The sequence below is a fragment of the Azospirillaceae bacterium genome, assembly GCA_028283825.1.
Lineage (GTDB): Bacteria > Pseudomonadota > Alphaproteobacteria > Azospirillales > Azospirillaceae > Nitrospirillum.
Map to the genome: position 1 here is coordinate 253,742 of JAPWJW010000005.1, position 19,199 is coordinate 272,940.

Sequence of the window (19,199 nt, forward strand, 5' to 3'; positions counted from 1 at the left end):
ATTATGCACCCCGTCCCGGGTTCAGGCGGGCGCGCAGGCCGTCGCCCAGCAGGTTCAGGCCCAGCACGGCGGCCACCACCGCCAGGCCGGGAACGATCAGCAGCCAGGGCGCCTGCCCCGCCAAGGTCTGGGCGTCGGCCAGCATGCGGCCCCAACTGGGGCGCGGCGCCTGGGTGCCCAGGCCCACGAAGGACAGGCCGGCGTCGGCCACGATGCCTAAGGACAGCTGGATGGTCGCCTGCACCAGCAGCAGGCCGGTGATGTTGGGCAGGACGTGTTCGCGGCTGATGCGGCCCCGGCCCTTGCCGGCCAGGCGGGCGGCCAGGGCGTAGTCCTGCGCCCACACGCCCAATGCTGCGGCCCGCGTCACCTTGGCGAAGACCGGGATGTTGAAGATGCCGATGGCGGCGATGGCGTCCAGCGCGCCGTGTCCGGCCACGGCGGCGATCAGCACGGCGGTGACCAATGCCGGGAAGGCGAACACCACGTCGCTGCCGCGCATCGCCACCTCATCCACCCAGCCGCGCCGGCCGGCCGCCAGAAGGCCCAGCGGCACGCCGCCGCCCAGGCCCACCACGACGGCGGCGAGCGCCACGCCCAGGGCGCTTTGCGACCCCGCCAGCACCTGGGACAGCACGTCGCGGCCATAGGCGTCGGTGCCGAACCAGTGCGTGGCCGAGGGCGGCGCCAACCGGCCCGCCACCGCGATGGCGGTGGGGTCATAGGGCGTCCAGAAGAAGGACAGCAATGCGGCCAGCACCACCAGCCCGGTCAGGGCCAGGCCGGCCGTCAGGCTGGCGGTCCGGGCGGTTTTTGAGAGGGGGCTCAGGGTCGCGGAGAACAGGGTCATCGTTCGGTCCCCCGGCTGAGGCGCGGGTCGACCGCGGCGGTGGCGATGTCCACCAGGAAGGTGACGAGGACGACGGCGAACACCAGGGCCACCACCACGCCCTGCACCACGATCAGGTCGCGCTGGGCCACGGCCTGGAACACCAGGCGGCCCAGCCCCGGCAGGAAAAACACGTTCTCGATGATCACGCCACCCGCCAGCAGGAAGGAGAACTGCATGCCCAGGATGGTGACGGCCGGCACCAGCGCGTTGGGCAGGGCGTGGCGCAGCAGGGCCTGGCGCACGCTCAGGCCCTTGGCCCGCGCCGTGCGGATATAGTCGCGGCCCATCTGCTCGATCAGTTCACCGCGCAGCACCCGGGCCAGGATGCCGGCCTGCGGCGCGGCCAAGGCGATGGCCGGCAGCGTCAGGGCCTTCAGGGCGGGGATAAGGCCGCCGTCCCAGCCGGGGAAACCGCCGGCCGCGAACCAGTGCAGGGTGCCGGCGAACACCGCCACTGCCAAGGTGCCGATCCAGAAGTTGGGCACGGCGATCAGCAACTGCGCGATGCCGTTCAGCGCGCCGTCGAGGACACGGCCGGCGCTGCGGGGACGAACGGCCCCCAGCGCCGCCACCACGCCCAGCACCAGGGCCAGCAGGGTGGACAGCAGGATGGCGTACAGGGTCAGCGGCAGGGTCACGGCCAGCCGCTCGGCCATCAGCCGGCCGACATCGACGCGATAGGTGTAGCTGAGCCCGAAATCGCCCTGGACGATGCCGGCCAGCCAGGCCAGGTAGCGCTGGGGTGCCGGCGCGTCCAGGCCCATCTGGTGGCGCAGGGTGGCCAATGCCGTCGGGTCGGCGCTCATGCCCATCATCACCCGCGCCGGATCGCCCGGGATGACCTGCAGGGCCAGGAAGATCACCAAGCTGGCGGCGATCAGGGTCGCCAGCAGCGACACCAGGCGCCCCGCCACATAACGCGGCCCCGCCTTGGCCGCCGCCGTCGCCACGGCGGCGAGTGCGCCCAGGCCCAGCGCCCAGGCCAGCCAACGGGCAACGGGGGAGGTGCCGCCGCCGGCATTGCCGCTTGCGGCGTCATCAAACTGCGCCGTGGCCAGGTCGGTCAACTGCACCGGGGTGGGGTGCCAGATATTCCGCACCCGCGCGTCCCACACCCCGAAATAGGGATATTCGAACAGGAAGACGTTGACCGCGTCATTGGCCAGCGTGCGCTGGATATCGCCCAGCAGGGCCAGGCGGGCGGGCTCGTCCACCGTGGCGTCCAGCTTGGCCAGCAGCGCCTTGTAGGCCGGGTTGGAATAGCCGAAGTAGTAATCGTCGCGGCCGTAGATATCGTAGTCCATCGGCTCGACATGGGCGACGATGGTCATGTCGTAATCGTGCTGGCCGTAGACTTGCGAGATCCAGGTGGCCCATTCCACGTCCTGCAACACCGCCTTGACCCCGGCCTCCGCCAGCTGCGCCGCGATGATCTCCGCCGCCCGCTTGGCATAGGGCAGGGGCAGGACGCGGATGGTGGCGGTGAAGCCGTTGGGGTATCCGGCCTGCGCCAGCAGGGCCTTGGCCCGGGCGGGATCGTGCGGGTACAGGCCCGTCAGGTCGACATAGCCGGGGTTCTGCGGTGGGTAGTGGCTGCCGATGGGGTCGCCGTAGCCGAACATGGCGCCCTGGATGACGGCCTGGCGGTCCACGGCGTAGCTCAAGGCCCGGCGCACCAGCACATTGTCGAAGGGCGGGCGCTTGTTGTTCAGCGCCAGCAGGGTCTCGCCTTCGGAAGAGGCGACGGTGACGGCGAAGCGGGGATCGGCCTTGATGTCGGCGATGGCCTCGGGTGCGGGGAAGGCCGGGAAGCCCTGGATGTCGCCGGCCTTCAGCGCCGCCGTGGCGGCGGCCGGGTCGGCGATGAAGCGCAGCACGACGCTGGCCAGGTGGGGTGCGGCCCCCCAGTAGGCCGGGTTGCGGGCCAGGGTCAGGGCGTTGCCCCGCTGCCAGTCCGCCACGGTGTAGGGGCCGGTACCCACCGGGTGGGTGACGTTGCCGGCGGCACTGGCGGGCGAGACCATGACGGCCGCCGGCCAGCCCAGCACCTGCATCAGGCTGCCGTAGGGGGATTTCAGGCGCACGGCCACCGTCAGCGGGTCCAGCACGTCCACTTGCGTGATGTGCGACAGGGCGGCCTTCTGCGGGTTGGTGCTGCCGTCCGCACCCGCGCGCTCCAGCGAGAACTTGACCACCTCAGCATCGAAAGGACTGCCGTCCTGGAACCGCACCCCGGCCCGCAGGTGGAAGACGTAGCGCAGGCCGTCGGGATCCACCGTCCAGTCGGTGGCCAGCAGGGGTTCCACCCGCCCGCCTTCGCCCAGATGGACCAGGCCTTCGAACACAGTGGGGAAGACCACCTGCGGGATGGCGGCCGAGGCCTCCGCCGTCGGGTCCAGGCCCGGCGGTTCCAGTTGCAGGCCCAAGGTCAGGGTGTCGCGCGCGGCGGCGGGAACCGCCACCAGCGCCACCACCACGGCCAGCGTTCTAAGCGCGCGGGAAAGCAGGGTCAAAGCCATGGGGTCAGGCCGTCAGGATGGGGGCGTCGTTGCGGTGGGCCGCCGCCGTGGCCGCCGCCCGTCCCGCCGCGCGCTGGGCCAGCGTCGGCAAACCCAGGTGATCGTAGACCTTGGCCAGCGCCCGGTTCACCGGCACGCCTTCGGGATCGAACCCCCGGCGCAGTTCCAACAGCTGTTGTGCCGTCGCCCAACGTCCGCCCTTGAGATGGGCGTCCAGCAGTACCTGTTCGAACAGGTCGCGCTGGGCATGGCTGCCGCCGATCTCCACCATGCGGGGCAGCACGGGCCCCAGGTGGGTGACGGCGGTGCGGTAATCGCCGTGGTGATAGGCCACCAGCCCCTCGGCCGCCGGCACGGCGACGTCGGTCCAGGTGGCGCGGCTGTGCGCCGGGGCCTTGGCGGCCTGGTCGCGGATGGCATTCAGCAAGGTATTTGCCTCCGCCCGGCCGGCCCGGGCCAGGCCCAGCAGGTACAGCAGCGCCAGGAAGGGCTGGGCGGTGTCACCCGATCGGGCGGCCAGATGGCCTGCCACATCGTCCCAGCGGTCGCCCACGTCCACCCCCGCCAGTTCCAGGCGGGTCAGCAGTTGCACCGCGCCGATCTGGTCCTGGGAATAACCCTTGTCGATGCCCCAGATATGGGCGTCGTACAGCTTCACGGCTTCCGCCTCCCGCCCCTGGCTCAGCAGGAACAGGGCGAAGTGCCACCACAGATGGGTGGACATGAAGGAGTTCAGATCTGTCCAGGTGTCCTTCACGCCGCGCAGGAAATCGACGCCCTGGCCGATTTCGCCCCGCGTCAGCAGCACATGGGCCAGGGCGTGGTGGGCCCAGGGCTCCTTGCGTTTCAGGGTGATGGCGCGCCGGGCGGCACCTTCCGCATCGTCCAGCAGATGGCATTGCTCAAACCCGAAGGCCAGCATGCCGTGGAGATAGGCGACGTCGCCGGCCCGGGGCAGCACCTTCAGGCCGATGCGCACCATGTCCGGCGACTGGCCGCGGTTGAAGTTCAGGTATTGGTGGATCTTCACCGCCGCCAGGTCGCGGGGGAAGTCCTCCGCGATGCGCTCACCAATGGCCAGCGCCGCCGGGATGTCGTCCCGCCACCAGGCGTCCAGCAAGGCCGCGTTCAGCTTTTCCCGCGCCGTGCCGTTTTCGGCGGCTTTCAGCGCGCGCTCCACATAGGGGGCGGCCTTGGCCGGGCCATCGGTGGATTCCAGGAACATCCACAGCATGCCGGCATAGGTCTGGACCAGCGGCAGGTCGGTGGCCTCGTCCGCCACCGCCAGCAGGTTGACCGCCCGCGTCTCATAGGCCAGCAGGCCGCCGACGAAATCGTCGATCAGGCCGGCGCTATGGTCGCCATCCGCCGTGACGGGGTTGCCCAGGAAATCCTCAAACGCGGTCATGGTGCAGGCTCGCGACTGTTCGGGCGGGACTGAATGCCTGTGATGGCGCGCTATCAATAGGCGCCATCACAGGGTGGGAAGAATCTAGCGGCGGCATTCATGCCGCTAGGCTGCGACCGCAGCCGCCGGAAGTTTTAGGGCGCTAACGCCCCCTTGAACTGAGGACAAGCCGGCGGATGCCGGCGCCCCGGATCAGTACAAATAACTCAACCGGATGCCCCAGGTCGCCGGCCGGCCGGGGATGGCGATGTCGGCGTTGGTGAAGAAGTTGCGGGTCAGGTCATAGCGCTTGTCGAAGATGTTCTGCCCATACACGGATGCCGTCCACGACCCCTGGTCCGGCTTCAGCGTCACCGACGCGTTGGCTAGCCAATAGCCCCGGACGTTGTAGGTGCTGCCGAGCGGCGAGCGCAGGTTGCTGCGGTAGCTGTAGTCCACCTGCGGCGTCACGCTGTAGCCCGGCAGCTTCCAGTCATAACTGGCGCTGCCGTTGTAGGTGATGCGGGGATAGCCCAGCTCCTGGCCGCTCTGGTCGGTATAGACGGCGGTGCAGGGATAGCAGGTGGCGAGCGAGGCGGCGGTGTCCACCGCCTTGAAATCCTTGTACTCGCCATGCGACAGGCCCAGGCCTTGGGTGAACAGCAGGCCGGTGTGGGCGGGTGCCCATTCGACCTCGACCTCCGCACCGTAAATCTCGGACTTGGGCGCGTTCACGATCTTGCCGACCGCGCCATAGACCGGGTCGATGACGACCGACTGCACCTGCTGGTTATGATAGTCGTAATAATAGGCCGACGTGTTCAGGCGCAGGGTGTGGTCCAGGAATTCGGACTTGGCCCCCACCTCGTACGCCCACAGCACTTCGGGCGCGAAGGGCTTCAGCGCCTCCAGCGACAGGGCGTTATAGGCGGTGAAGCCGCCGGACTTCACCCCCCGGCTGATGTTGGCGTACAGCAGGACGGGGTCGGCGACCTTGTATTCCACGCCGACCTTGCCGGTGGTCTGGGTGAAGCCGGTCGGCACCTTGGCGGCACCGACGCCCAGGCCCAGCCCGCTGGGGATGGTGCTGGTGCTGAAGTCGTACAGCGTGCGGTCCTCGTGCTCCTCGCGCAGGCCGGCGATCAGCTTCAGCTTGTCGGTGACGGCGTAGTCCACCTGCCCGAAACCGGCGATGGATTGCTCCGTCTGGTGATAACGGGTGTTGGCGATGAAGCCGTAATTGTCGCTGAAATCCGACAGGAAGGCCTCGCGCAGGGTCTCGTGCGAGTAATAGATGCCGCCCACCCATTGCAGCTTGTCTGCGGTGGTGGAGGCGACGCGCAGTTCCTGCGACACATCCTGGGCGCGGCTGTTGAAGTATTCGTCGGCGTCGTGGTAGGCGGTGCCATCCCAATCGTCGAACTCCTTGCGGTTCAAGGCCTCCCACGCCGTGATGCTGGTGATCTTGAAATCCTCGAACCGGTGTTCGACCGTCAGGTCCACGCCGCCGCTGGTGTTGTTGCGGAAGGGCTTGGACGACGGGTCGATGCCGGTGGCCTTGGAAAAGGCTTGAGAGACGCCCCAGCCGGTCTTGGACGGGTCGGTGTCGGCTGGCACCGTCACGGTGGACGACTGCGCGATGGGGTTGAACAGATAGGCGCCGGCACCGTCCGACAGGTCGCGGCCGTAATGCACGTTCAGCTTCACGTCCGTGTCGGGCGTGGGCGTCCAGTCGATCTTGGCCCGCACGGCGGTGCGGTCGGCGTTGCCCAGATCCTGGCCGGTCACCCGGTTGGTCTGCCAGGCGCCGCCCTGTTGCGTTACGGCCGACAGGCGGATCTTCACCGTGTCGCTGACCGGGCCGGACACGAAGGCCTCGATCTTGCTGGCGTTATAGCTGCCGTAGTCGCCGGTGATGCCGGCGGAGACCTTGTCGGTCGGCTCCGCCGTCAGGATGTTGATGGCGCCGCCGGTGGTGTTGCGGCCGTACAGCACGCCCTGAGGCCCGCGCAGCACCTCCACCCGATCCACGTCGAAGATCAGGCCCTGGGTCATGATGGGCAGGGGATAGGCCACCTCATCGACATAGATGCCGACGGTGGGGGAGTTGTTGGAGGCATAGTCGTTGAAGCCGACACCGCGGATGCGGAACTGCGGCTGGCCGCCGCCGAAGGCGTTGATGACCTCCAGCCCCGGAGTCAGGTTCTGCAAATCGTTGATGGAGTTGACGTGATGGGCGGCCAGGTCGCCGGCCGACACCACGGAGACCGACAGGCCGACATCCTGGGCCGACTGCGCCCGGCGCTGCGCCGTCACGATGATCTCCGGCACGCCGCCGTCACGGGCGTCCGCACCCGAGGCCGGGGCTGCGGTCTGCGCCAGCGCGCCGCTGGCGCATCCGGCCAAGGTCACGGCCAACACGGCACCCGTCTTTTTGATCCGACCCTTCATCCTTCGTACTCCCGTTGCCTCGGCGCGGCCCCTTCGGGGCTCATGGGCCGGATACCCGGCCGCCGAATTTAACCCTTAATTCAGTGTGTATTATTATAAATCACACATGAACATAGTTAGCATTGAGGGCAATGCCGTGGTCAATCTGGGAAATCGATAGACGAACTGGATTACCCCGAAAGTGGGCGCATGGCTGGCATGCCGCGCTTGCGAACGGCCCCGCCGCACCGCAACAGCGATAGGCCGCGCGGTCGGTCGGGGCAATAGGGGATGTGACGGTCGTGTGACGGCTCAGGCGCGCCGGGCCAGGTCCGCCAACCGGGCCTTCACCACCGGCCATTCGGCGGCGATGACGGAGAAATAGACGCTGTCGCGCAGGCGGGCGGGGATGACCTCCCCCTCCGGCCCCACGCGCGCCGGCACCACCACGTGGCTGCGGAAGATGCCCTCCTGCGTCGCGCCGATACGGGCGATGGCGGCGCGCGATTGCTGGTTCAGCGCGTCGGTCTTCAGTTCCACCCGATGGGCGCCCAACACCTCGAACGCGTGGGTCAGCAGCAGGCGCTTGGCGTCGGTGTTGGCCCCGGTGCGCTGATGTGACCGCGCCACCCAGGTCCACCCGATCTCCACCCGCCGGTTGACGCCGTCGATGTTGCCATAACGCGTGCTGCCGATGACGGCACCCGATGCCTTGTCCACGATGGCGAAGGGCAGGCTGGCATGCCGGTCCCGCTCCTCCAGCGCCGCCACGACGTAGGCCCGCATCTCCTCCGGCGTCGTCACCTGTGTGGGCACCCAGCGCCACAGCACCGGGGCCAGCCCCACCGCGATCAGCCCGGCCAGGTGTTCATGGCTCAACGGCTCCAGCCGCACCACGGTCCCCACCAGGGTGACGGGGGTGACGGTCATGGGGGTGGTGGTGATCTCGGCCATGGGGGCCTCCACTGGTGGGGACGCTCCCATTGTCGATACGGGCTGGGGGACAGGCGGTTCAAGGGCGATATTGTCTGCGTGACAAGGTGGTCGCATTAAAGACCGAGAGGAGTGCATTAAGAAATTCACCCGAAAGTATCGGGGTGATCTGGAGAAAAATGAGATACCATACGAAATCAAAGATCGAATTACCGACCTGATCGGGTTGCGTCTTGTGTGTTTGTACGAAGATTAGATTGAAAAAATTGGCGATCTCGTTCATAAGCACTTTGACGTAATAGAATTTACAGACAAAATAGCTGAAATCGAGGGTACGGAAAACACATTTGGCTACAAAGGTCTTCACCTCGACTTGAAGCTCAGCGCAGCACGCGCGAGGATGCCCGAGTATGAGCTCTTTGCTCCTTATCGATTTGAGCTCCAAATCCGCACGATTATACAGGACTCTTGGAGTACGTTAGACCATAAGATAAAGTATAAAAAATCAATTCCCCCCTCACTCAAGCGCCGTATAAACACACTTGCCGCTCTATTTGAACTTGCTGACCGTGAGTTCCGCCAAGTCAGAGATGAGACCGAGGTCGAGATTAATAAGGCTGCGGTTGAGCCGGAACCGGAGGCACAGGAGACCGCGCAGGAGGAGGGGCAAGCTTACCCTGCGGCAAGTGCCGACGACATTGAGCGTGGGCAGTTTGCGCCGCTTAACGCTTTCAGGCTGCTGCGTATTGCTCGCCACTTTTTCCCAGGCGTTGAGTTCGAGCCAAGGATGATCGATGGTTTTACTGCCGAGGTGATCGAACGTGAGCCGAATATTAGTAGGGGGAAGTTCAACTTTTACCTCAGAAAGAAGATTGGGTTAGTGCGGCGATATAAGGAGCATTTTATCGGAACGAATCGGGGTGAAAATTTTAACGTATTCACGGAGATGCGTCATGTGCTTTATGCGGCGAATCGCAATGTCTTCGCGAGTATGCTGACAAATATTTCCCGCGAATCCTTTGATGATTGGCTTGCAAAAGACGCCGAAGAGCAGGCGTGACGTGCCGATTAGGAGAGTCTTTATTATGAAGTATTGTTCCAGGCTTCTTGGAATATCCTTTCTTCTAATATAGAATCTTCCGAAGATATTTTCATTTTGTTATCGTAATTTGGGTAGATTGAAGAGGGATTGCCATGGCCTTGCCTGAAGATTATTGGACTTTGCCCGTCGAGAAGATCGTAGATTTGGCGGTTGAGGCCATTGAGAGCGATGGCATTTTTTGGTTTCCCCTGACACGCACGCCATCATTGAACCTTGAGTCGGCGGTGTCGAGAAGGATGCCCGATCAATCCCTATATCTGTGTTCGCCGCCGCCTGATTGGGACCACGTCCTCATCGACACTGGCCGGCTGCCCGATTGGACGGAGTGGGTCAATAATCATGCTACTGCTCGGTTCGCGTTGAAAGAGCGTGGCATTCCCGATCACAAGCTGCCGCCACTCCCTTGGTCGATTCGGCAGACGTCATAGTCAACTATCAAGAAATCGTGACGGTGACCCACTTGTGGTCTGAACCGGCGCTGCCGGCGGCCACACCGGGGGTGTCGCGGGCGACCGCGCCCGCCACCACGACGCCGCGCCCGATGAAATAGTCCAGTTCAAGGCCACCCGGGAATTGGGTGGGGCCGCCGCTGGCGTAGACCTCCCAGATGTCGGGCCGGGCGAAGGTGCCGATGTTGAAGGGGTTGGGGGGCGGGACGGCGTTGAAGTCGCCGCCCACCATCACCGGCCCGCCGTTGGCGTTGCGGTCGAGGTGCTGCAGGAAGCCGGTGCGGTCGACGCCGGCGTTCGCTGCCGCGTTGGAATGCAGGGTGCCGACGATGACACCCATGCCGGTGTCACGCAGCGACAGGCCGAAGCGGCCATTGCTGTTCGGCAAGGTATAGGGGGCGAAGGCCACGAAATTACGGCGGGTCAGAATGGCGGTGCCGCAGCGGTTGTTGAACGCGCCCGCCTGCTGTTCACTGAGGATCGTGTACTGAACGCCCAGGACCGTGTAGCTGGCCTGGGCGGCCAGCGCGCCCGCCTCCTGCACCAGGACATAGCCGTGGGCGGTGAGCAGATTGTTCAGTTGCGCCGTCTTGGCGGGGGAATTGCGGGGGTCGCCCTGGCTGTTCCAGGTGACGAAGCTGAGAGGCATGGGCTGGCTCCGGATCCGGTTTGTGGACCCGAGGGTAGGAAAACCCGGCAAACAACTCAACTGTTGAGCTGTAAGTATAAAGGCTTATACACGTAAGTGAGATGGGCTTATGTCCGGATGAGGCCAGCCCTGCCCCCGGAAAGGGGCGGGGCTGGGATGGTTCATCAATGGATCAGTGGCTCGCCTGCTTGGCCTTCGCCTCCCGCCGGCGGCGGTGCAGCACGGGTTCGGTATAGCCGTTGGGCTGGCGCACGCCGTCGAACACCAGGTCGCAGGCGGCCTGGAAGGCGATGTTGTTGGCGAGGTCGGCGGCCATGGGCGTATAGGCCGGGTCGCCGGCGTTCTGCTTGTCCACCACGCCGGCCATGCGCTCCAGTGTCGCCCTCACCTGTTCCTTGGTGCAGACGCCGTGGTGCAGCCAGTTGGCGATGTGCTGGCTGCTGATGCGCAGGGTGGCGCGGTCTTCCATCAGGCCGACATTGTTGATGTCCGGCACCTTGGAACAGCCCACGCCCTGGTCGATCCAGCGGACGACGTAACCCAGGATGCCCTGGGCGTTGTTGTCCAGTTCCTGCTGGATTTCCTCTTCCGACCAGTTGATGCCGTTGGCCAGCGGGGGGGTGAGGATATCCTCCAGCTTGGCGCGGCGGTGGCCGGCCAGCACGGCCTGGCGCGCGGCCACGTCCACGGTGTGGTAGTGCAGGGCGTGCAGGGTGGCGGCGGTGGGTGAGGGGACCCAGGCGGTGTTGGCGCCGGCCTGGGGGTGGGCGCCCTTGGCGGCCAGCATGTCCGCCATCCGGTCGGGCATGGCCCACATGCCCTTGCCGATCTGCGCCCGGCCCTTCAGGCCGCAGGCCAGGCCGATATCGACGTTCCAGTCCTCATACGCCTTGATCCAGGCGGTGGACTTGATGTCGTTCTTGCGCACCACCGGGCCGGCCTCCATTGAGGTGTGGATCTCGTCGCCCGTGCGGTCCAGGAAGCCGGTATTGATGAACACTACCCGGTGCTGGGCGGCGCGGATGCATTCCTTGAGGTTGACGGTGGTGCGCCGCTCCTCATCCATGATGCCCATCTTCAGGGTGTTGGGCGCCATGCCCAGCAGCTGTTCCACCGCCCCGAACAGGCGGTTGGCGAACGCCACCTCCTCCGCGCCGTGCATCTTGGGCTTCACGATGTAGACGGAGCCGGCGCGGCTGTTGCGCACGTCCGGGGTGTCGCCCACGCCGTCGCGCCGCAGATCGTGCAGGGCGATGGCGCCGGTCATGATGGCGTCCAGGATGCCCTCGGGGATGGGCTTGCCGTCGGCCAGCAGGATGGCGTCCGATGTCATCAGGTGGCCGACGTTGCGGATCAGCATCAGGCTGCGGCCGGGCAGGCTCAGGGTCTCGCCGCCGGGGGCGGTGTAGGTGCGGTCGGGGTTCAAATGGCGGTCCACCGTCTGGCCGCCCTTGTCGAACTGGGCGGTCAGGGTGCCGGCCATCAGGCCCAGCCAGTTGCGGTAGGCCAGCACCTTGTCGGCGGCATCCACCGCCGCCACTGAATCCTCACAGTCCATGATGGCGGTGACGGCGGATTCCAGCACGATGTCGGCCACGTGGGCCTTGTCCTCGCGGCCGATGCGGTGGCCGGCGTCGATGTGGATCTCGGCATGCAGGTTGTGGCGGGCCAGCAGCAGCACGGTGGGCGCCGCGGCGTCCCCCTGCCAGCCGCACAGGCGGCTGGGGTCGGCCAGGCCGGTCTTGGCGCCACCCTCCAAGGTCACCGACAGGGCGCCGTCCACCACCGTATAGCCGGTGGCGTCGCGGTGGGAGCCGTCGGCCAGGGGGAAGGACTGATCCAGGAAGGTGCGGCCGAAGGCGATGACCTTGGCGCCGCGGATGGGGTTGTAGCCCCGGCCACGCTCCGCGCCGTCCGTCTCCGGCAGGGCGTCGGTGCCGTAGAGGGCGTCGTACAGGCTGCCCCAGCGCGCGTTGGCGGCGTTCAGGGCGTAACGCGCGTTCATCACCGGCACCACCAGCTGCGGGCCGGCGATGGTGGCGATCTCCGCGTCCACGTTTTTGGTGCTGACGGCGAAGTCCGGCCCCTCGGGCTGGAGATAGCCGATGGCCGACAGGAAGGCGCGGTAGGCCGCCGGATCCAGCGGGCGCCCCTTCTGGCCCTTGTGCCAGTCGTCGATCTGCTGTTGCAGCGCGTCGCGCTTGGCCAGCAGTTCACGGTTCAGCGGCGTCAGTTCATGGGCCAGGACGTCCACGCCCTGCCAGAACGCCTCCACCGACAAGCCGGTGCCGGGCAGCATTTCCGTTTCGACGAAGTCGAACAGTTCCTGCGCCACTTGAAGATGCCCGGCCGTAACCCGTGCCGTCATGTGTCTTCTCCCAATCTTCCTACGTGCGGCCTGGGGGTTCGCCCCCAAGGCCAGCTGGTTGTGACGCACCGCTGTTTGACGCCCGTAATGGGTAGGGGGCCAGGGCGCCCCCGTCAACGGTGCGGAAGGTGTTGCCCGCCGCCGGCGGGCGTATGACCGTCATCGTGTCGCCCGGTCGACCAGGTAGACCAGATGGCGGTAAGGCACACCGGCGTGGTCGGCCAAGCCGATCTCGCAGGTGCGGTTGCTGGAATATCCCGCCTCGCAGCCCGCCGGCACCTGGGGGGCCAGGAAACGCAGGGCGTGGTCGTTCAACTCCGGCTCCACAAACCCTTTATCACCGGCGAAGCCGCAGCAGCCGACCCGTTCCGGCAACACCACGGTGCCGGCACAGGCCTTGGCGACGGCGGTGGCCTGGCCGTCCAGCCCCATCTTGCGGGCGGCACAGTTCAGGTGGAGCATCACCGGTGCCTCCTGCGGCACCGGGTTCAGGCGGGGCAGGGCGTCCTTGGCCAGGAAGTCCACCAGGTCGCGGACGGGCAGCCGGCCGGACAGATAGGTCTTCAGGCGCTGGGTGCAGGCGCTGGCGTCCAGCACGATGGGGATGCGGCCATGGTCGCTGGCCAGGGCCAGGGCGGCCTCCATCTCCGCCGCCTTGGCGTCGGCCGCCTCACCCATGCCCTCGGACTCGAAGGCCAGGCCACAGCAGAGGTTGGACAGCCCCTGGGGCACGATGGCCCGGTAACCGGCGCGGGCCAGCACGCGCAGGGTGACGGCGGGCAGGGGGTCGCTCTCCGCATCCTCCACCGCCGGGCCCATGGTGCGGCCGGCGCAGGCCGCCAGGTAGACCACGGGCTCGCCCACATCGCTTGCCGGCGGCACGTCGCGCAGCCAGGCCATGCTGGCCCCGTCCGGCAGGTGCGGGCCGACATGGGGCAGCCGGTCGCCGGTCAGGCGGCGGGCATGGGCGGCAAGGCTGGCCACCTTCTTCGGCCCGAAGGCCTGGGACGCCAGCCCGGCCAGGGTGAGGGCCCCCCGGGTGGCGGCCAATACGGTGCCGTAGTGGCGGGCCATCAGGCTGGCCAGGGTGCGGGCCGTCTGCCCATGGCGCCGGCCGCGCAAGGCCTTGGTCAGTTGCCCCGTCTCGATGCCCACCGGGCAGGCGGTGGCGCACAGGCCGCAGGCGGCGCAGGTGTCGATGGCGTGATAGTCAAACAGGTCCCGCATCTCCACCGTCGGCTGGCCCAGCGCCTCCAGCCGCGCGATCTCCCGCAGGCCGGTGATGCGCTGGCGCGGGCTCAGGGTCAGGCCGTGGGACGGGCACATCTTCTCGCAGAAGCCGCATTCCATGCAGGTATCGACCAGGCCGTGCACCGCTGGCAGGGCCTTCAGGTTCTCCAGGTGCAGGGTGGGGTTGGTGTTCAGCAGCACGCCGGGGTTCAGCAGGTTGGCGGGATCGATCAGGCGCTTGATCTCCCACATCAATGCCGTGGCGGCGCGGCCCCATTCCAGTTCCACGAAGGGCGCCATGTTGCGGCCGGTGCCGTGCTCCGCCTTCAGGGAACCGTCGTATTTCTCCACCACGATGTGGACCATCTCATCCATGAAACGGGCGTGGCGGTCGATCTCCTCCCTGGTGCTGAAGTCCTGGGCGAAGACGAAGTGCAAATTGCCGGCCAGTGCGTGGCCCATCAGGATGGCGTCGGGGTAGCCATGGCGGTCGAACAGGGCCCGCATATCGCGGCAGGCGTCGGCCAGATCCTCGATGCGGAAGGCCACGTCCTCGATGATGACGCTGGTGCCGGTCTGGCGGACCGCGCCCACGGTGGGGATCAGGCCCTTCCTGATCTTCCACAGCTTGCCGTATTCCACCGGGTCGGTGGTGAAGGCCGGGGGCCGGATCAGGGTCACGCCGCCCAGCAGGTCGGTGATGGCCCGGATGTTCTCCGCCAGCTTTTCCGGGCTTTCGGCCCGCGTCTCCACCAGCAGGGACGCGACCTCGTCGCCCATGGCGTGGACTTCGTCCGGCAGCCCCGGTTGCCCCTTGGCGCAGCGCAGGCTGGACCGGTCCATCAGTTCCACCGCCGCCACCGGCCCGCCGTTCAGCAGGCAGGCGGCACGCCCGGCCTCCACGATGTCGGGGAACAGCAACAGGGCGCTGGCCTTGTCCGCCAGCTCCGGCACGGTGCGGTAGGTGACCTCGGCGATGAAACCCAGCGTGCCCTCCGACCCGATCAGCAGATGGGCCAGGATGTCGACCGGGTCCTCATAGTCCACCAGGGCGTTCAGGCTGTAGCCGGTGGTGTTCTTGATGGCGAACTTGCGCCGGATGCGGCTGGCCAGCACGGCATCCGCCCGCACCCGCCGGCCCATCTCATCCAACTGGGCCAGCAGGGTCGCGTGGCTGGTGCGAAATGCTGCGACGCTGGCCGGGTCGCCGGTGTCGACCAGGGTGCCGTCGGCCAGCATGAAGCGCAGCGACAGCATGGTCTTGTAGGTGTTCTCGTGCGTGCCGCAGCACATGCCGGACGAGTTGTTGGCGGCGATGCCGCCGATCTTGCAGCTCTCGATCGAGGCAGGGTCCGGCCCGATCTTGCGGCCATAGGGCGCCAGGCGCCGGTTGACCTCCGCCCCGATGATGCCGGGCTGTACCTTGATGACCGCCCCGTCGGGGGAGATGACGGAACGGTGCCAGCCGTCGCCCAGCACCATCAGCAGGCTGTCGGTGATGGCCTGGCCCGACAGCGACGTGCCGGCGGCGCGGAAGGTGACCGGCGTGCCGTGGCGCCGGCAGGCGGCCAGCACGCCGCTGACCTCATCCTCGCTGTCCACCCGCACGACCAGCTTGGGCACCAGGCGGTAGAAGCTGGCGTCCGTGCCATAGGCCAGGCGGCGCAACGGGTCGGTGATCAGCCGGTCGGCCGGCACCAGGGCCGCCAAGTCGGCCCGCAGGCCATTGTAATCCAGCGATAAATGCGTTCCCAGGGCGGTGTCAGGCATGGCGTTCCCTCCCTCTGCAATCCGGTGCGGCCTATTCTTGCGTGGGCGCGTTCACCAACAGGATGACCAGTTCCTTGGGCCCATGGACGCCATAGGCCAGGGTCTGCTCGATATCGGATGTCTTGGATGGGCCGGAGATCAGCAGGGCGTTGGTGGGCATGGCCCCCGCCCAACCGCCGTCCTTCACCGCCACGGCCAGGGTGTCGTGCAGGGTGGCCGCGTCCAGTACGGCGATGTGCAGCGGTGGCAGCAGCGACAGCAGGCGCGGCTCCTGCGCCGTGGGCCACAGGATCAGGGTGCCGGTCTCCGCGATGGCGCCCCGGGTGCCGGTCAGCCCGGCATCCACCCGGTGCACCAGCGCTTCTTTCATCACCTCCACGGTGGCATCGTAGGGCACCAGGTCCGGCAGGCGGGCACCCGCCGCTACCGCCGCCGCCAGCGCGTCGCCGCAGGGTGTGTCCGGCGCGTACATCAGGGTGCGCACCCCCCGGTTGCCCAGGATGGCGGCCAGCCGTTCCGGCCAGTTGGTCGTGGTGACGTCGTGGATCTCGGCATGGTTGGCCTCCGCCATCTGGCGAAAGCGCGCCAGGCGGGCGGCCGGGTCCGGATATGTGGGCGGGTTCCACGGCGGCAGGTCGGGCCCCAGCCGGCCGGGGGCGGCCTTCAGCCGGGCGAAGATGTTGGCCCTCGCCGTGTTGCTGGTGGCGGTGGCGCTCATTTCGGCGCCTCGCCCAGGTAACCCCGTTCGCGGGCCAGATCATGCAGGGTGCGGGGCTTGAAGCGCGGCTTGGCCCGCGCCTTGGTCCAGTCGCGCATCAGGGGGGCGCCGGCCGGCATCCAGTTGCCGCCCCAGGCCAGGGCGCGGGTGACGGCGCGGTACAGCAGCGGGTGCGTGTAGACGGTGCGCCATCCGGCCCAGACCAGGTTTTCCGTCCACGACCGCCCCGCCCCGCCGTCCTTGACCACCGGCAGATGGTTGGCCGCGACCTCCGTCGGCCGCACCGCCTCGCGGCGCAGGCGGACCAGCAGGTCGGGGATGGGGATCTTGACCGGGCAGACCTCGGCACAGGCGTTGCACAGGGTGGATGCGTGCGGCTGGTCGCCCGCCGCCTCCAGCCCCTGCAACTGCGGCGTCAGGATCTTGCCGATGGGGCCGGGGTAGATGGCGTTATAGGTGTGACCGCCCACGCGGGTATAGACCGGGCAATGGTTCATGCAGGCGGCGCAGCGGATGCAGCGCAGCGTGTCGGCCAGTTCCACGTCCTGGTAGACGCGGCTGCGTCCCGCATCCAGCAGCACCAGGTGCACCGCCTTGGGCCCGTCCTTCTCCCCCTCTTTCCGGGGGCTGCTGATCATGTTGACGTAGGTGGTGATGGGCTGGCCGGTGGCGCTGCGCGGCAACAGGGCCAGCAGCGGCGGGATGTCGTCCAGGAACTCCACCACCTTCTCGATGCCGGTCACCGCGATGTGCAGCGGCGGCAGGGTGGTGGACAGCCGCCCGTTGCCCTCATTCTCGATCAACACCAGGGTGCCCGTCTCCGCCACCGCGAAGTTGACGCCGGACATGCCGGCGTCGGCGTTGGCGAAGCGTTCGCGCAGGACGCGGCGGGCGGCGGCGGTCAATTCATCCACGTCATCGGTGCGCGGCTGGCCCGGTATCTTCTCCGCGAACAGGTCTGCGATCTCATCCTTGTTCTTGTGGATGCAGGGCATGACGATGTGGGACGGCGCCTCGCCCGCCAATTGGATGATGTATTCGCCCAGATCCGATTCCACCGCCTCGATGCCATGCCGGGCCAGGTGGTCGTTCAGGTGCATCTCCTCCGACACCATGGACTTGCCCTTGATGACGGTGCGGGCGCTGGCCTGTTGCAGGATGTCCAGGACGATGGCGTTGGCCTCATCCGTCGTTTCCGCCCAGTGCACCTGGATGCCGTTGGCCGTCAGGTTGGCTTCCAGCCGTTCCAGCAGTTCCGGCAGCTTGGACAGGGCGCGGGCCTTCACCGCGGCCCCCCGTTCCCGCAACTCCTGCCAATAGGCCGGGTCGGGGAACTGGGCGGCGCGCTTGGCCATCAGGCCGTCCATGGCGCGGCGGAAGTTGCGGCGCAACTGCGGGTTGTTCAGCGCCTCGGGCGCCCGCTCCGCGAAGCGGGGTCCGTGATCGGGATGCGTCCCGCCATCAGCCATGACACCGCTCCATCAAAAACTCGGCGATGTGGCGGCAGCGGGTGGCGTCGCCCACCTTTTCGACATGCCCGCCGATGTTCATCAGGCAACCGCAGTCGCCCGACAGCAGGGTGCCGGCGCCGGTGTCGCGCACGCTGGCCAGCTTGTCCGACACCATGGCGGTGGACACGGCCGTCTGGCGCACGGAGAAGGTGCCGCCGAAGCCACAGCACTCCCGCTCGCGGCTGTTCTCCACCAAGGTGACGTTGGACAGCTGGCGCAGCAGGGACTTGGGCTCATCGGTCACGCCCATCTCGCGCATGGAATGGCAGGACGGGTGCCAGGTGACGGTCACCGGCTCCCCCTTATCCGTCAGCGTGACGCCCAGCACGTTGACCAGGAAGGCGGTCAGCTCATGGATGCGGGCGGCGAAGGCCACGGCGCGCGGCTGGTCGGGATCGCCCTCGAACAGATGTTCGTAATGGGTCTTCATCATGCCGGCGCAGGAACCCGACGGCACGACGATGGGCAGGTCGCCGGGAAAGGCGCCCAGCTGCGCCCGCGCCACCTCCCGCGCCTCCTCGAAATATCCGGAATTGCGGGCCGGCTGGCCACAGCAGCTTTGCGCCTCGGGGAAGATCACCCGCACCCCGGCATGGCGCAGCAGGTCCATGCCCGCCAGTCCGGCCTCCGGATAGAACATGTCCACCAGGCAGGTGCCGAAGAAATAGACGGTGTCGGGCTTGGGTGCCGTGCCGCCGGACGTTGCGTCAAAAGGCGTTTTGGCGGCGGCGGTCGTGGACGCTGCTGTCAATACCGTTCCCTCCCAGGAAGGTGCCCGCCCGTTCCGGTGCGGCCGGGGGCGGGGATTTGTCGCCGTCATTCTTTGACCGGCACGATGCCTTGGTCAAATCATTTTACCAAGCATGGGCCTTCTGGGCGATCTGGTCGCGGCGGCCTACCGCGTAAGCCTGGGGCCAAATGGTGCGCCGCCGAATGGTCCGCTGGACAGCATAGGCCCCATGGCTGCGGCGCCGTTATTGCCAAGGGCGGGGTTGTGCCCAAGTGCACGGCCAGTATGGGATGAAGGGGCCGTGGCAAAACGGGGCCACTTGAGATGGTTCGACTTTTCCGTTTGCGCCCGGCCGGTGCGCGGGTTATCCATCTCGATATCCGTGGTTCAGTTAATTGACCAGGGAGAGATCAAACCGGGGTGAACCCGGACCGCGCCCGGGCGCGGTGAAGCTAGGGAGGACGCCGGCCGTCTTACACGCCCCGATGGGGCACGAGGCCGCCGGTGACGA

The 19,199-nt window shown here is 67.2% G+C and carries 12 protein-coding genes and 1 pseudogene; 2 read left to right on the forward strand and 11 right to left on the reverse strand.

The annotated features are described in order from the left end of the window. Position 1 precedes the first annotated feature (1 nt). From PW843_27840 to PW843_27860, 5 genes are all read right to left on the reverse strand, one after another. Positions 2-850, reverse strand: a complete 849-nt coding sequence (locus PW843_27840; GenBank protein ID MDE1150378.1) for an ABC transporter permease — start codon at positions 848-850, stop codon at positions 2-4. Further along, the gene (locus tag PW843_27845) at positions 847-3,411 is read right to left on the reverse strand and encodes an ABC transporter substrate-binding protein (GenBank protein ID MDE1150379.1); all 2,565 of its coding nucleotides are present in this window, start codon (positions 3,409-3,411) and stop codon (positions 847-849) included. Before PW843_27845 ends, PW843_27840 begins: the two co-directional genes overlap by 4 nt. A 4-nt stretch (positions 3,412-3,415) precedes the next feature. After that, positions 3,416-4,819 (reverse strand): tetratricopeptide repeat protein, encoded by a 1,404-nt coding sequence (locus PW843_27850; GenBank protein MDE1150380.1) that lies wholly within the window; start codon positions 4,817-4,819, stop codon positions 3,416-3,418. Between the two features lie 192 nt (positions 4,820-5,011). Next, the gene (locus tag PW843_27855) at positions 5,012-7,249 is read right to left on the reverse strand and encodes a TonB-dependent receptor (protein MDE1150381.1); all 2,238 of its coding nucleotides are present in this window, start codon (positions 7,247-7,249) and stop codon (positions 5,012-5,014) included. A gap of 291 nt (positions 7,250-7,540) precedes the next feature. Continuing rightward, entirely contained in the window at positions 7,541-8,182 is a 642-nt protein-coding gene (locus tag PW843_27860; GenBank protein MDE1150382.1) for a GNAT family protein, read from the reverse strand. A gap of 94 nt (positions 8,183-8,276) precedes the next feature. Here PW843_27860 and PW843_27865 point away from each other — a divergent pair. After that, positions 8,277-9,221 (forward strand): annotated as a pseudogene (locus PW843_27865) (hypothetical protein). 134 nt (positions 9,222-9,355) lie between these two features. After that, positions 9,356-9,691: a hypothetical protein gene (locus PW843_27870; protein MDE1150383.1), complete on the forward strand. Its 336-nt coding sequence runs from the start codon at positions 9,356-9,358 to the stop codon at positions 9,689-9,691. Between the two features lie 7 nt (positions 9,692-9,698). Here the strand turns inward: PW843_27870 and PW843_27875 are convergent, their stop codons facing one another. The 6 genes from PW843_27875 to PW843_27900 form a co-directional block, all read right to left on the reverse strand. Continuing rightward, positions 9,699-10,361 carry an endonuclease/exonuclease/phosphatase family protein gene (locus PW843_27875; GenBank protein MDE1150384.1) on the reverse strand — a complete coding sequence of 221 codons (663 nt, stop codon included), beginning with the start codon at positions 10,359-10,361 and terminating at the stop codon, positions 9,699-9,701. 172 nt (positions 10,362-10,533) lie between these two features. Next, on the reverse strand, positions 10,534-12,729 hold the full coding sequence (locus tag PW843_27880) for a malate synthase G (GenBank protein ID MDE1150385.1): 2,196 nt from the start codon (positions 12,727-12,729) through the stop codon (positions 10,534-10,536). Positions 12,730-12,888: 159 nt separating this feature from the next. Further along, positions 12,889-15,729 (reverse strand): FAD-binding and (Fe-S)-binding domain-containing protein, encoded by a 2,841-nt coding sequence (locus PW843_27885; protein MDE1150386.1) that lies wholly within the window; start codon positions 15,727-15,729, stop codon positions 12,889-12,891. 31 nt (positions 15,730-15,760) lie between these two features. After that, complete coding sequence (locus PW843_27890; GenBank protein ID MDE1150387.1) at positions 15,761-16,447, reverse strand: lactate utilization protein; 687 nt, start codon at positions 16,445-16,447, stop codon at positions 15,761-15,763. Further along, on the reverse strand, positions 16,444-17,916 hold the full coding sequence (locus PW843_27895; protein ID MDE1150388.1) for a LutB/LldF family L-lactate oxidation iron-sulfur protein: 1,473 nt from the start codon (positions 17,914-17,916) through the stop codon (positions 16,444-16,446). The genes PW843_27890 and PW843_27895 overlap by 4 nt, the downstream gene beginning before the upstream one ends. Next, positions 17,909-18,709, reverse strand: a complete 801-nt coding sequence (locus tag PW843_27900; GenBank protein MDE1150389.1) for a (Fe-S)-binding protein — start codon at positions 18,707-18,709, stop codon at positions 17,909-17,911. The genes PW843_27895 and PW843_27900 overlap by 8 nt, the downstream gene beginning before the upstream one ends. Between the last annotated feature and the right edge of the window lie 490 nt (positions 18,710-19,199).